Raw genomic sequence first — 12,004 nt, forward strand, 5'->3', positions numbered from 1 at the left:
CGAGTTCGCCTCGCTCGGCGCCGACGGCTTCGGCTTCTCCGACACCCGCGCCGCGGCACGCCGCTTCTTCAAGAACGACATCCACTCCGTGGTGGTCCGTTCCCTGCAGATGCTCGCCCGCCGCGGCGAAGTCGACGCCCAGGCGCCCGCCCAGGCCATCGAGAAGTACCGCCTGCACAACGTGAATGCCGGCACCACCGGCAACGCAGGCGGCGACTCCTAACCTGACGCCCTGCCGGGCCGTGAGGCCAGGCATCGTACTCGACGGCGGCTCCCCACCGATTGGTGGGGGCCGCCGTCGGGCGTTTAACCGTCTTATCGGCCGTTCCGCCCAACGCCGCCGGGCGCTGTGACGCAGGACAACGGCAGTTGTAGCCTTCGCACAAATGGAGCTTGGGCGGCGCGCCCCGTATGCTCAATGCATGGCAGAGCCGATCACCACTCCCGAAAAACGCAAGCCGGCCTCGAGGGCGATGACTCCGGAGAAAGCCGAGACCCTCAAGAAGCTCCGCGCCAGCGTGGGCCAGCTGTCGACGACGACGCTGCGCCAGTTGGAGAAGTCCCTGCCGTGGTACGGCCGGCTGAACTCGGACGAGCGCTCCGCGCTGGGCATGGTGGCCCAGAACGGCATCGCGGCTTTCGTCACCTGGTATGAGCGGCCGAGCTCGCCGTCGTGGATCCTTTCCGACGTCTTTGGCACCGCGCCCACCGAACTGACCCGCTCCATCAGCCTCCAGAAGGCGCTCCAGCTGATCCGGATCGTCGTGGAAGTGGTCGAAGACCAGGTCCCGGTCATAGCCCCGGAAGCGGACCAGTCAGCCCTCCGCGAAGCCGTGCTGCGCTACTCGCGCGAGGTCGCCTTCGCGGCTGCCGACGTCTATGCCCGCGCCGCGGAATCCCGCGGATCCTGGGACACCCGCCTGGAAGCCCTGATCGTCGACGCCATACTCCGCGGCGAAAACACGGACGCACTGCGGTCCAGGATCGCGGCGCTGGGCTGGAAGGCGCAGGAGCGCTTCACCGTCATGGTCGGAAATTCCCCGTCCGAACCAAGCGCCAGCTACGTCAGCGAACTGCGGCGCACCGCGGGGCGTTTCGCCGAGGACGCCCTTGTGGGGATCCAGGGCGACCGGCTCATCCTCATCCTCGGCGGTGTCCACGACCGGGAGACCGCGTACCTGAAACTCAGCGAACTCTTCGCCCCCGGCCCGGTGGTCTACGGCCCGGAGGCCGGGTCCCTGCTCGAGGCCAGCGGCTCCGCCCAGTCGGCATTTGCCGGCCTGACGGCGGCCCGCGCCTGGCCGTCCGCGCCGCGCCCGGTGGCGGCCGATGACCTGCTCCCCGAGCGGGTGATCTCCGGCGACGACGCCGCCCGCCGCTCCCTGGTCAAGAACATCTACCGCCCCCTGCTCGCCGCCTCCAACGGGCTCGTGGAGACCCTCGGCACGTACCTTGAACTGGGCCATTCGCTCGAGGCGACTGCCCGTGAGCTCTTCGTCCATGCCAACACGGTCCGCTACCGGCTCAAGCGCGTCTGCGACGTCACGGGCTGGGATCCCCTGCTGCCGCGGGAGGCGTTCGTGCTCCAAACCGCCCTCGTCGTGGGCCGGTTGTCGGCTCCTCCGAAGGCCCCCACGGAGCGGCAGCCTCCCCGCAACGGCTCCTGATCCGTTGTAGACTTCCTACAAACTGACCCAGTGAGCTTGGTGCATGAAAACACGAATGTTCACGCCGTAATTTGGAAAGCTGGTTACGTGCTTGCAATCGTCTGCCCTGGACAGGGCTCCCAGACCCCTGGTTTTCTGGCCCCCTGGCTGGAACTGCCACCCGTCGCAGGCCTCCTGGCCTCCCTCAGCGAAATAGCAGGCATCGACCTCACCGCCCACGGCACTACCTCCGATGAGGAGACCATCAAGGACACTGCCGTCGCGCAGCCCCTGATCGTCGCCGCCGGACTGGTGACCGCAAAGTCGCTCTTCGACGTCGAACTCGGAACCCTTCCGGTGGTCCTCGCCGGTCACTCGGTCGGCGAAATCACCGCGGCCTCGCTGGCCGGTGTCCTGACGGAAACCGAAGCCATGACGTTCGTCCGCGAACGCGCCAACAGCATGGCCGCGGCCGCGGCCGCCACCCCGACCGGCATGAGCGCCGTCGTCGGCGGCGACCCGGCCGAGGTCCTGGCCGCCATCGAGGCAGCCGGCGCCACCGCCGCCAACGTCAACGGGGCCGGCCAGACCGTCGCCGCCGGGACCCTGGAACAGCTCAAGGCCCTGGCCGAGAACCCGCCGGCCAAGGCCCGGGTCATTCCGCTGAAGGTCGCCGGCGCGTTCCACACCTCGCACATGGCTCCCGCCGGCGCGGCCCTGAAGGCCCTGCGCCCGTCGCTGCAGCCGCAGAACCCGCTGGTGCCGCTGCTGTCCAACTTCGACGGCGCGGAAGTCACCGACGGCGGCGCCGCCGTCGACAGCCTGATCGCCCAGGTCTCCCGCCCCGTCCGCTGGGACCTGTGCATGGAGACCATGGTGCAGCGCGGCGTGACCGGCGTGATCGAGCTGGCCCCCGCCGGAACCCTGGCCGGCCTGGCCAAGCGCGGCATGCCCGGCGTCAAGACTGTCACCGTCAAGACCCCGGACGACCTCTCCGCGGCCCTGGCCTTATTTGCAGAATTGGAGGGAGGGGCATGAGCGTTCCCACTCTGAAGCAGGCGCCCGTACAGGAAAACACCCGCATCATGGGTGTCGGCGCCTACCGGCCCAGCGTGATCGTGACCAACGAGGACGTGTGCCAGTGGATCGATTCCTCGGATGAATGGATCCGCCAGCGCACAGGCATCATCACCCGGCACCGCGCACCGGCCGATGTCAGCGTGATCGACATGGCCGAGGGCGCCGCCCGCGAGGCGCTGCAGAGGGCCGGCATCGAGGCCTCCCAGCTCGGCGCCGTGATCGTTTCCACGGTCACGCACCCATATGCCACCCCTTCGGCTGCCGCGAGCCTCGCCGACCGCCTCGGCGCGACCCCGGCCCCGGCCTTCGACATCTCCGCGGCCTGCGCCGGCTACTGCTATGGCATCGCCCAGGGTGACGCCCTGGTGCGGTCCGGCGCGGCCGCCTACGTCCTGGTCGTCGGCGCCGAAAAGCTCTCCGACGTCATCGACAACACGGAACGGACCATCTCCTTCCTGCTCGGCGACGGCGCGGGCGCCGTCGTGATCGGCCCCTCCGACACGCCGGGCATCGGCCCTTCGGTGTGGGGTTCGGACGGCAGCAAGTGGGATGCGATCGGCATGACCCACTCGATGCTGGATATCCGCGAGCTCGCCCTGACCGGCAAGCACGGCGCCGCTGTCAGCGACGAAGAAGCGGCAGTGACCGACGCGTCCCTGTGGCCGACCCTGCGCCAGGACGGCCAGACCGTCTTCCGCTGGGCCGTATGGGAAATGGCCAAGGTGGCCCAGCAGGCCCTGGACGCCGCCGGCATCCGGTCCGAGGACCTCGCCGCGTTCATCCCGCACCAGGCCAACATGCGGATCATCGACGAGATGGCCAAGAAGCTGCAGCTGCCCGAGACCGTCAAGATCGCCCGCGACATCGCGGACGCCGGCAACACTTCGGCGGCGTCCATCCCCCTGGCCACCCACCGCCTGCTTGAGGAAAACCCCGAGCTCAGCGGCGGGCTGGCGCTGCAGATCGGCTTCGGAGCCGGACTGGTCTTCGGCGCCCAGGTGGTCGTGCTTCCTTAGGCAGCCACCCGCTTTTCCGAACTAAATACGTTCCGCCCGTTTCACCTTTGCACCGCATGTACTTCGCGTTCAGGGCTTGTCCCCATGCGGTGCACAGCAAGCATTCCCGCACCAAGCCGAACCCTCGGTTTGATTCATTTCCGCCCCCGCATGCAGGCATTCGACCGGCAGGCGGGGGCAACAACTAGAAAAGGAGCCTTCAATGGCTAGCAACGAAGAAATCCTGGCCGGCCTGGCTGAAATCGTCAACGAAGAGACCGGCCTGGCCACCGAAGCCGTCGAGATGGACAAGTCCTTCACCGAGGACCTGGACATCGACTCCATCTCCATGATGACCATCGTGGTCAACGCCGAAGAGAAGTTCGGCGTCCGCATCCCGGACGAAGAGGTCAAGAACCTCAAGACCGTCGGCGACGCCGTCAGCTTCATCTCCAACGCCCAGGCCTAGTCTGGCTTCCGCCGGCAACGGCGGACCCGGTGACCGGTCCGGGCGCTGCAGTAGTGCCCGGACCGGACCACCACCAAGTGCACGACCCCAAAGTTTTCCCCTCGCAGGCCCCGGCCATCCCGTTCGCGGTCCCGGATACGGCAGGCGCACCGACAGAGAGTGATCCCATGGCACGCAAAGTAGTCATTACCGGTCTGGGTGCCACCACACCCATCGGCGGCGATGTCCCCACGATGTGGAAGAACGCGCTCAAGGGCGTCTCCGGCGCGCACACGCTCGAGGACGACTGGGTGGCCAAGTACGAGCTGCCGGTCCACTTCGCCGCACGCGCCTCCACCCCGGCCCTCGATGTCCTGACCCGGGTCGAAGCCAAGCGCATGGACCCGTCCACCCAGTTCGCCGTGGTCGCGTCCCGTGAGGCGTGGGCCGACTCCGGCATCACCGAAATCGACCACGACCGCCTGGCAGTGGCCTTCGCCACCGGCATCGGCGGCGTCTGGACCCTCTTGGACGCCTGGGACACCCTGCGCGAAAAGGGCCCCCGCCGTGTCCTGCCCATGACCGTGCCGATGCTGATGCCCAACGGCCCGGCCGCGGCAGTCAGCCTTGACCTGGGCGCCCGCGCCGGCGCCCACACCCCTGTCTCCGCCTGCGCATCCGGCACCGAGGCCGTGCACGTGGGCCTGGACCTGATCCGCGCCGGCAAGGCAGACGTCGTCGTCTGCGGTGGCGCCGAAGCGGCCATCCACCCCATGCCGATCGCCGCCTTCGCCTCCATGCAGGCACTCTCCCGCCGCAACGACGATCCCGAGCACGCCTCACGTCCCTACGACCGCGACCGTGACGGCTTCGTCATGGGCGAGGGCGCCGGCGCTCTGGTGCTCGAGGCCGAGGAACACGCCCTGGCCCGCGGCGCACGGATCTACGCCGAACTGGCCGGCACCTCGGTGACCGCCGACGCTTACCACATCACCGCCCCGGACCCCGAGGGCCTCGGCGCCACCCGCGCGCTGAAGGCCGCGATGTTCGACGGCCGCATCCAGCCCGAGGACATCGTGCACGTCAACGCGCACGCCACCTCCACCCCGGTCGGCGACAAGCCCGAGTACGCGGCCCTGAAGGCCGCCCTGGGCAAGCACGTGGACAACGTCGCGGTCTCGGCCACCAAGTCGCAGATGGGTCACCTGCTGGGCGCCTCCGGTGCGGTGGAGGCCGTGCTGACGGTCATGGCCGTCTACGACCGCAAGGCGCCGGTGACCATCAACCTCGAGAACCAGGACCCGGAGATCCCGCTCGACGTCGTCACGACGGCCCGGGACCTGCCCGCCGGCAGCATCGCCGCGCTGAGCAACTCGTTCGGCTTCGGCGGCCACAACGCCGTGATCGCGGTACGCAGCGTGTAAGTGCTCCGCGCACTCCCCCGCCCATATGACAGATGGCGGCGATGTTCTCAAGGAACATTGCCGCCATCTGCCGTTTGGGTCCTGGTTGGGGCCGTAGTCGTTGATCACGACGCGATCCTGCGCCGGCCGCCCGGGGCCCCTCCCGGAATGAGCGATGGCGGCAATGCTCGTCCTGAACATTGCCGCCATCGCTCATGGGGCGCCTAGCTATGGAGTTGCTGCGGGCAGCCCCTGGCCGGTCCTTAGCCGACCTGGTGGAGCCAGCGCACGGGCGCGCCTTCGGCTGCGTGGCGGAAGGGCTCGAGTTCCTCGTCCCAGGCCTCGCCCAGGGCGAGCGAGAGTTCGTGATAGACGGCGGAGGGGTCGCCTGCCCCGGATTCGTAGGCGTACCGGATACGGTCCTCTGACACCATGATGTTGCCGTGGACGTCGGTGGTGGCGTGGAAGATTCCGAGCTCCGGGGTGTGCGACCAGCGGCCGCCGTCGACTCCCTGGCTCGGTTCCTCGGTGACTTCGTAGCGCAAGTGCGCCCAGCCGCGCAGAGCGGACGCCAATTGAGCCCCCGTGCCCGGCGCTCCGGTCCACGACAGCTCGGCCCGGAACATTCCGGGCGCGGCAGGCTGAGCGGTCCACTCCAGGTCCGTCCGCTTGTCCACGACAGACCCTATGGCCCACTCGACGTGGGGGCACAAGGCAGTCGGGGCCGAGTGAACGAACAACACACCTCGGGTCAGTGCAACAGACATTCCATCCTCCATAGCTGTAGGTACGTCTTCCCCAACGACCTCTGCCTGGATGTCTGTCTGTTGCGCGGATCCGAATTCATGCCGGCGGTCCCTGCCAGACTACTAATATACAACCGGGTTTGAAGCTGGGACGTGGTGCATTCCAGCTTCAAGTTCAACTTGAAACTTCCCGGGCGTGAGTTTTATTCTGCCCTACCCCTCCTAATTACGCCAGTGCGATTCGGCGCGTCTTTTCCCGGCGCGCCGTGGCCGGTTGCATGGGGCGCCCGGCGGACCCTGGTCCGCTTGGCGGAGGGCAGATCTATGGGCGGATTCCCGTGCAGGAATCAGGGTCCAATGGCGGGCCCCTGGCGGTCGGACGCGATGGCGGGCCCTTGCCGGGCCCCTGGCGGCCGGACGTGATGTGCCGGCGATCCTCAGGCCCTGGGGTGCGCCTGCTGGTAGCTCTGCCGCAGCCTCTCGACGGACACGTGGGTGTAGATCTGGGTGGTGGCCAGGCTGCTGTGTCCGAGGATTTCCTGTACGGCGCGCAGGTCTGCGCCGCCGTCGAGGAGGTGGGTCGCGGCGGAGTGCCGCAGGGCGTGCGGACCGGTGGCTGCGGTGTCCCCCAACCGCTCCAGCATCTCCTTGACCACGCTGCGGACTTGACGCTGGTCCACCCGGCCGCCGCGTGCGCCCAGGAAGAGGGCGGGGCCGCTGGTTCCGGTGGCCAGGGCCGGCCGGCCGCGGCGGAGCCAGTCGTCCACCGCGAGCGCCGCCGGCAGCCCGTATGGGACCGTGCGTTCCTTGTTGCCCTTGCCGATCACCCGCAGCGTCCTGCGGTCCGGGTCGAGGTCATCCACGTCCATGCCGGCCAGCTCGCCCACTCGGACACCGGTGGCGTACAGCAGCTCCACCATAGCGCGGTTGCGCAAAGCCAGTGGTTCTCCCTCGGCCGAGGCGGCTTCGGCGTCGTCCACGAGCCGGAGGACCTGCTGGTGGTGCAGGACACCGGGCAGGGTCTTCTCCCGCTTGGGCGCCTTGAGCCGCAGGGCAGGGTCGGCCTCGATCAGTTCCTCGCGGACCGCCCAGGCGGTGAAGGCCCGGGCGGTAGCGGCGCGGCGGGCCAGGGTGGCGCGGGACTTGCCGGACTCGCTCTGGGCGCCCAGCCAGCGCCGCAGGGTCCCGAGTTCCAGCCCGGCAAGGTCCTGGACCCCCTCGGTCGCAGCGTGCGCCAGCAGGCTTTCGACATCGGAGAGGTAGGCCCGCACGGTGTGGGCGGAGCGGCCCCGCTCGGCGTCGAGGTAGCGGCCGAAGCGGGTGGCGGCGCCGTCCAGCGGGGCAGGGAGTTTCTGTGTAGACACCTTCCTACTCTGGCATTATTCCCGGGGCATTCAAGGAGCGCTCCGGCGAGCCGCGCCATGCCGGCGGCGCTCATCATGTCAGTTGGCCTTCCCCGAACGTTTCCAGCCGCCGTGCCGGGATTCGGCCAGGCCCAGCAGCCCCAGCCGGCCGAGCCCCGCGCGGACCGACTCCGGGCTCAGTCCGGCCACCGTGGCGAGCTTCTCGACGGAGCTGGTGGTCCGCAGCGGCAGGGCGTCGAGCAAGATTAGGTCCTCCAGGGTCAGTCCGTCGTGGGCTTCCGAGCGGGTTGACTTGTCCGAGGGCATCGCGTCGCCGCTCGGGGAGGCGAGCTCGGCGATTTCCCCCGCATCCGTGACGCACACCGCTCCGCCCTCCCGCAGGAGCCGGTGGCAGCCGGCGGAGTTGGCGCTGTGGATGGACCCGGGCACGGCGCCGACGGCCCGGCCCAGGCTTTCGGCATGATGGGCCGTGTTGAGGGCCCCGGAACGCCACCGGGCCTCGACGACGACGGTGACGGCGGCCAACGCCGCGATGAGTCGGTTACGCTGCAGGAAACGGTAGCGGGTGGGCGCGGAGCCGGGCGGAACCTCAGCAAGGACGGCCCCGTGGTCCGCCACAGCCCGGAGCAGGTCCTCATTTCCGGCAGGGTAAAAGCGGTCCACTCCCCCGGCCATGACAGCGATGGTGGGCATGCCGCCTGTACTTCCGGCCAGTGCCGCCCTGTGGGCGTGGGCGTCGATCCCGTAGGCGCCACCGGAGACGATCGTGAAGCCCCGTTGGGCCAGTGAGTAGGCGAGGTCGCCGGTCACCGACGCCCCGTAGCTGGTGCTGTCCCGGGAGCCCACCAGGGCTATGGTCTTGGCCGCCGGCGGCACCTCCTGCTCCATGCCCCGCCACCATAGGCACAGGGGTTCCTGCAGGCCGAGGTCCGCCAGCTGAAGGGGCCATAATGCATCGGTGGGAATGATGATCCGTCCGCCGAGCCGCTGCATGGTGGCCAGGTCCCTCTCGGGGGCGAGGTCGGGTACCCGCGGTGCCCAGCGCTTGAGGGCGGCGCCCAGTCCTGACCAGGTGCCGCCGGGGCCGCTGTCCGCCAGGATTCCGGTGATCTCCTGTTCGAGCCCGGGACCGGCGGCGAGTCCGCCGGTGGCGATCCGGAGGGCGTCCTGCGCCCCCGCGGCCTGCACGAGTGCCAGCGCCGCCGCGTCCTGTGGTTCGAACAGTCGGGACAGCGCGGCCCGGGCTGTCCGTTCGTCATCCCTCATCGTGGTTCCTTTCGCGTGGCGGTGGGGGCGTAATTCGTGCCGGCGGGTTCACAGGGAGGCCGCCGCGGCCTGGCGGAGACCCAGCGCCTGCCCGACGTCGTCCGCGTCCGGTGCATCGTGCAGGGACAGATCCGCAACGGTCCAGGCGAGGCGCAGCACACGGTCATAACCGCGTGCTGTCAGCACGCCGCGCTCCAGCGCGTAGTCCAGGATGCGGGTGGTGGGGGCGCCAAGCCGCAGGGCCCCGCGCAGCAGCCGCCCCGGGACTTGGGCGTTGGTTTCCATCCCATACGGCAGCAGCCGGTCCAGCTGACGGCTCCGGGCCGCCCGGACGCGTTCGGCGATGCTGGCGGTCCCTTCCTCCTCCGCGGGCTGGCCGAAACCGGCGAGCGACACCCGCTCGACTTCGAGTTGGATATCGACCCTGTCCAGCAGCGGACCGGACATCCGGGCCTGGTACCGGCGGCGCATGGTGGGAGTGCAGATGCAGTCCACCCCTTTGCCCGTTGCCTTGCCGCAGGGGCAGGGGTTGGCCGCGAGGACCAGCTGGAACCGGGCGGGATAGGCCGCGGACCCGGCCGAACGGTGGATGACCAGCTCGCCGCTTTCCAGCGGCTGCCGCAGGGCGTCCAGGACGCCACGGTCATACTCTGGGGCTTCGTCCAGGAAGAGCACGCCGCGGTGTGCACGGGACGCTGCCCCTGGCCGCGGCAGCCCGGACCCGCCGCCGATGATGGCCACGGCGGTCGCGGTGTGGTGCGGGTTCTCGTAGGGCGGACGGCGCAGCAGCTGCACGGAGCCCGACGGCAACGAACACAGGGAATGGATGGCCGTCACCTCCATCGCCTCGGTGTCACCCAGGTCCGGCAGCAGGCCCGGCAGCCGCTCGGCGAGCATGGTCTTCCCGGCGCCCGGCGGCCCCGTCAGCAGCAGGTGGTGGGCCCCGGCGGCAGCCACTTCCAAGGCACGCCGCGCCGCGGCTTGGCCGGAAACATCGCACATGTCCGGCGCCAGGGCAGGGCCGGGGCTAGTACCGGGGCCGTCATCCTCGGGCTCGGGCGCGAAGTCGAGGGCCAGGTCCTGCGGGTCCGCGCCGCAGTCGAAGGCGAGCCGGGCCAGGGTGGCATACCCCCGGACGCGTGCTCCGGGCACGAGCTCTGCCTCCGCGACGTTGGCCCGCGCCACGACGACCTCGGGGTAGCCGGCCCGTACTGCTGCCATCACGGCCGGGAGGATGCCCCGCACGGGCCGCAGCCGGCCGTCCAGGCCGAGCTCTGCAATGAAGACGATGCGGCCCGTGGGGCGGATGTCGTCTGCCGCCAGCAGCACGGCCATGGCGATGGCAAGGTCGAAGCCCGAGCCGCGTTTGGGCAGCGACGCCGGGATGAGGTTGGCCGTGATCTTCCGGCGGCTGAGCGGTATCCCCGAGTTCTGGGCCGCCGAGCGGATCCGTTCTTTGGCCTCGTTGAGCGACGCGTCCGGCAGGCCCAGGATGACGAACGCCGGGAGGGTCTGGCCGATGTCGGCCTCGACCTCCACGATGTAGCCGTTGAGGCCTACCAGGGCCACGGAATAGGTCCGTCCCAGGGACATCTAGCCCACACCCTTGAGGTGCTCGACGGCAGGCTCGCCAATGCCGTCGTCCAGCACGGCGACGACGTCCACGCGGCACAGCGGCGCCCGCAGCCCCTGGACGCGGCACCACGCCGCCGCGAGCCGGTGGAGCCGGGCCAGCTTGTCCGCACCGACGGCCTCGAACGGATGCCCGTACGCGAGGGATCTTCGGGTTTTCACCTCGGCGATGACCAGTGCGTCGCCGTCGAGCGCGACAATGTCGATCTCGCCCTCGGGACAGCGCCAGTTCCGCTCCACCACCCGCATGCCCTGGGCTTCCAAGTAGCCCGCCGCGAGGTCCTCCCCTCGCCGGCCCAGCACATCCTTAGCTCTCATGCCTCCATCGTGGAGCGCAGCCACGGACGAACACAGGGCACAATTTGGCTATGTGGAAACCTGGCAAACCGAGGAATCTGCCTGCCATATCACGGACGAGCTGTGCGCGGCCGATCAGTTCGACGCGGCGAGACCCGGTACTACATCCAGCAGTGGTTACACGGGCACAATCCAAATGATACGAGTGTCCGAAGCGCGTTCAGCAGTGCGGCCCATAATCAAAGCCGGCGAGGCGAACTGTGGGAGCAACAGGAATGAAGGTACTTTTCCTCGATATTGATGGAGTCGTCAACCGCGTGGGTACGAGACAGCGCTTTCGGGGCTTCATGGGCATCGATCCTGTCTTGGCATCCAAGGTCGGCAAGATAATCCTCGACACTGACGCAGCCATTGTCCTTACGTCCACATGGCGGCACTTCCAAGGCGGCCGTGAAGAAGTCGACCGACACGTTTACAAGACCTTTGACGTCACTCCGACAGCAGACACAGGTTTTCGTGGCGAGGAGGTGAAGATGTGGCTGGACCAGCATCCGGAAGTTACGCGGTATGCAATTGTCGACGATGACACTGACTTCTATGCCGGTCAGCCCTTGTTCAAAACGAGCTGGCAGACGGGAATCACCGACGAGGTTGCGCAGCAGGTAACAGAATTTCTAAACAGAGGAGATAACCCGTGAGGGAACATCTACCAACGCTGCGCCGAAGCGGCGTTGACAGGACGTGTTGACGCGATTGTCAGCCAACGAAACGTAGCAATCGGGCGTTAGGAAACCAGGCTCAGTTGCCCAGGTCCTCGACCTTGGGCAGGGCGAGTTCCTCGCTGCGCGGCAGTTCCTCAACGTTGACATCCTTGAACGTGATGACGCGGACGCTCTTGACGAACCGGGCCGAGCGGTACACGTCCCACACCCAGGCGTCCTGCAGGGTCAGGTCGAAGTAGACCTCGCCGTCGGCGCTGCGCGCCTGCAGGTCCACGTGGTTGGCAAGGTAGAAACGCCGCTCGGTCTCGACCACATAGCTGAACAGCCCGACGACGTCGCGGTATTCGCGGTAGAGCTGTAGCTCCATGTCGGTCTCATAGTTTTCAAGGTCCTCGGCACTCATGG

Annotated in this window: 13 protein-coding genes; 7 read left to right on the top strand and 6 right to left on the bottom strand. The window is 68.5% G+C overall.

Annotated elements, in window-relative coordinates; genetic code table 11:
• The 6 genes from AC1DDO_RS21650 to fabF form a co-directional block, all read left to right on the top strand.
• The coding region (locus tag AC1DDO_RS21650) for a hypothetical protein (protein WP_476972724.1) at positions 1–223 on the top strand (223 nt) is incomplete at its 5' end.
• A gap of 199 nt (positions 224–422) precedes the next feature.
• Positions 423–1,667, top strand: a complete 1,245-nt coding sequence (locus AC1DDO_RS21655; protein WP_441407656.1) for a PucR family transcriptional regulator — start codon at positions 423–425, stop codon at positions 1,665–1,667.
• 87 nt (positions 1,668–1,754) lie between these two features.
• The gene (locus AC1DDO_RS21660) at positions 1,755–2,684 is read left to right on the top strand and encodes an ACP S-malonyltransferase (RefSeq protein WP_476868909.1); all 930 of its coding nucleotides are present in this window, start codon (positions 1,755–1,757) and stop codon (positions 2,682–2,684) included.
• Positions 2,681–3,742: a beta-ketoacyl-ACP synthase III gene (locus AC1DDO_RS21665; RefSeq protein ID WP_476868910.1), complete on the top strand. Its 1,062-nt coding sequence runs from the start codon at positions 2,681–2,683 to the stop codon at positions 3,740–3,742. The genes AC1DDO_RS21660 and AC1DDO_RS21665 overlap by 4 nt, the downstream gene beginning before the upstream one ends.
• A gap of 202 nt (positions 3,743–3,944) precedes the next feature.
• The gene (locus AC1DDO_RS21670; protein ID WP_079554778.1) at positions 3,945–4,190 is read left to right on the top strand and encodes an acyl carrier protein; all 246 of its coding nucleotides are present in this window, start codon (positions 3,945–3,947) and stop codon (positions 4,188–4,190) included.
• Between the two features lie 167 nt (positions 4,191–4,357).
• Complete coding sequence (gene fabF / locus AC1DDO_RS21675) at positions 4,358–5,593, top strand: beta-ketoacyl-ACP synthase II (protein WP_476972725.1); 1,236 nt, start codon at positions 4,358–4,360, stop codon at positions 5,591–5,593.
• Positions 5,594–5,835: 242 nt separating this feature from the next.
• Here fabF and AC1DDO_RS21680 read toward each other — a convergent pair whose 3' ends face one another.
• The 5 genes from AC1DDO_RS21680 to AC1DDO_RS21700 form a co-directional block, all read right to left on the bottom strand.
• Positions 5,836–6,339: a DUF3145 domain-containing protein gene (locus AC1DDO_RS21680; RefSeq protein WP_091561164.1), complete on the bottom strand. Its 504-nt coding sequence runs from the start codon at positions 6,337–6,339 to the stop codon at positions 5,836–5,838.
• A gap of 416 nt (positions 6,340–6,755) precedes the next feature.
• The gene (locus tag AC1DDO_RS21685) at positions 6,756–7,682 is read right to left on the bottom strand and encodes a tyrosine recombinase XerC (RefSeq protein ID WP_476972726.1); all 927 of its coding nucleotides are present in this window, start codon (positions 7,680–7,682) and stop codon (positions 6,756–6,758) included.
• Between the two features lie 78 nt (positions 7,683–7,760).
• Positions 7,761–8,948: a DNA-processing protein DprA gene (dprA, locus tag AC1DDO_RS21690; protein WP_476868914.1), complete on the bottom strand. Its 1,188-nt coding sequence runs from the start codon at positions 8,946–8,948 to the stop codon at positions 7,761–7,763.
• A 48-nt stretch (positions 8,949–8,996) separates the two neighbouring features.
• A complete protein-coding gene (locus AC1DDO_RS21695; protein WP_476868915.1) occupies positions 8,997–10,541 on the bottom strand; it encodes a YifB family Mg chelatase-like AAA ATPase in 1,545 nt (514 codons plus the stop codon).
• Positions 10,542–10,898: a YraN family protein gene (locus tag AC1DDO_RS21700; protein WP_476972727.1), complete on the bottom strand. Its 357-nt coding sequence runs from the start codon at positions 10,896–10,898 to the stop codon at positions 10,542–10,544. It lies immediately after the preceding gene.
• Positions 10,899–11,152: 254 nt separating this feature from the next.
• Between AC1DDO_RS21700 and AC1DDO_RS21705 the strand changes: the two genes are divergently transcribed.
• Complete coding sequence (locus AC1DDO_RS21705) at positions 11,153–11,575, top strand: HAD domain-containing protein (RefSeq protein ID WP_476868917.1); 423 nt, start codon at positions 11,153–11,155, stop codon at positions 11,573–11,575.
• Between the two features lie 100 nt (positions 11,576–11,675).
• Here AC1DDO_RS21705 and AC1DDO_RS21710 read toward each other — a convergent pair whose 3' ends face one another.
• A complete protein-coding gene (locus AC1DDO_RS21710; protein ID WP_018773443.1) occupies positions 11,676–12,002 on the bottom strand; it encodes a DUF2469 domain-containing protein in 327 nt (108 codons plus the stop codon).
• Positions 12,003–12,004 lie beyond the last annotated feature (2 nt).

The sequence above is a fragment of the Arthrobacter sp. 10N43 genome (assembly GCF_056394525.1).

Coding starts and splice junctions, on each gene's coding strand:
- dprA (WP_476868914.1), bottom strand. CDS start 8,948: ATGAGGGATGACGAACGGACAGCCCGGGCCGCGCTGTCCCGACTGTTC.
- AC1DDO_RS21705 (WP_476868917.1), top strand. CDS start 11,153: ATGAAGGTACTTTTCCTCGATATTGATGGAGTCGTCAACCGCGTGGGT.
- AC1DDO_RS21680 (WP_091561164.1), bottom strand. CDS start 6,339: ATGTCTGTTGCACTGACCCGAGGTGTGTTGTTCGTTCACTCGGCCCCG.
- AC1DDO_RS21710 (WP_018773443.1), bottom strand. CDS start 12,002: ATGAGTGCCGAGGACCTTGAAAACTATGAGACCGACATGGAGCTACAG.
- AC1DDO_RS21655 (WP_441407656.1), top strand. CDS start 423: ATGGCAGAGCCGATCACCACTCCCGAAAAACGCAAGCCGGCCTCGAGG.
- AC1DDO_RS21695 (WP_476868915.1), bottom strand. CDS start 10,541: ATGTCCCTGGGACGGACCTATTCCGTGGCCCTGGTAGGCCTCAACGGC.
- fabF (WP_476972725.1), top strand. CDS start 4,358: ATGGCACGCAAAGTAGTCATTACCGGTCTGGGTGCCACCACACCCATC.
- AC1DDO_RS21670 (WP_079554778.1), top strand. CDS start 3,945: ATGGCTAGCAACGAAGAAATCCTGGCCGGCCTGGCTGAAATCGTCAAC.
- AC1DDO_RS21665 (WP_476868910.1), top strand. CDS start 2,681: ATGAGCGTTCCCACTCTGAAGCAGGCGCCCGTACAGGAAAACACCCGC.
- AC1DDO_RS21700 (WP_476972727.1), bottom strand. CDS start 10,898: ATGAGAGCTAAGGATGTGCTGGGCCGGCGAGGGGAGGACCTCGCGGCG.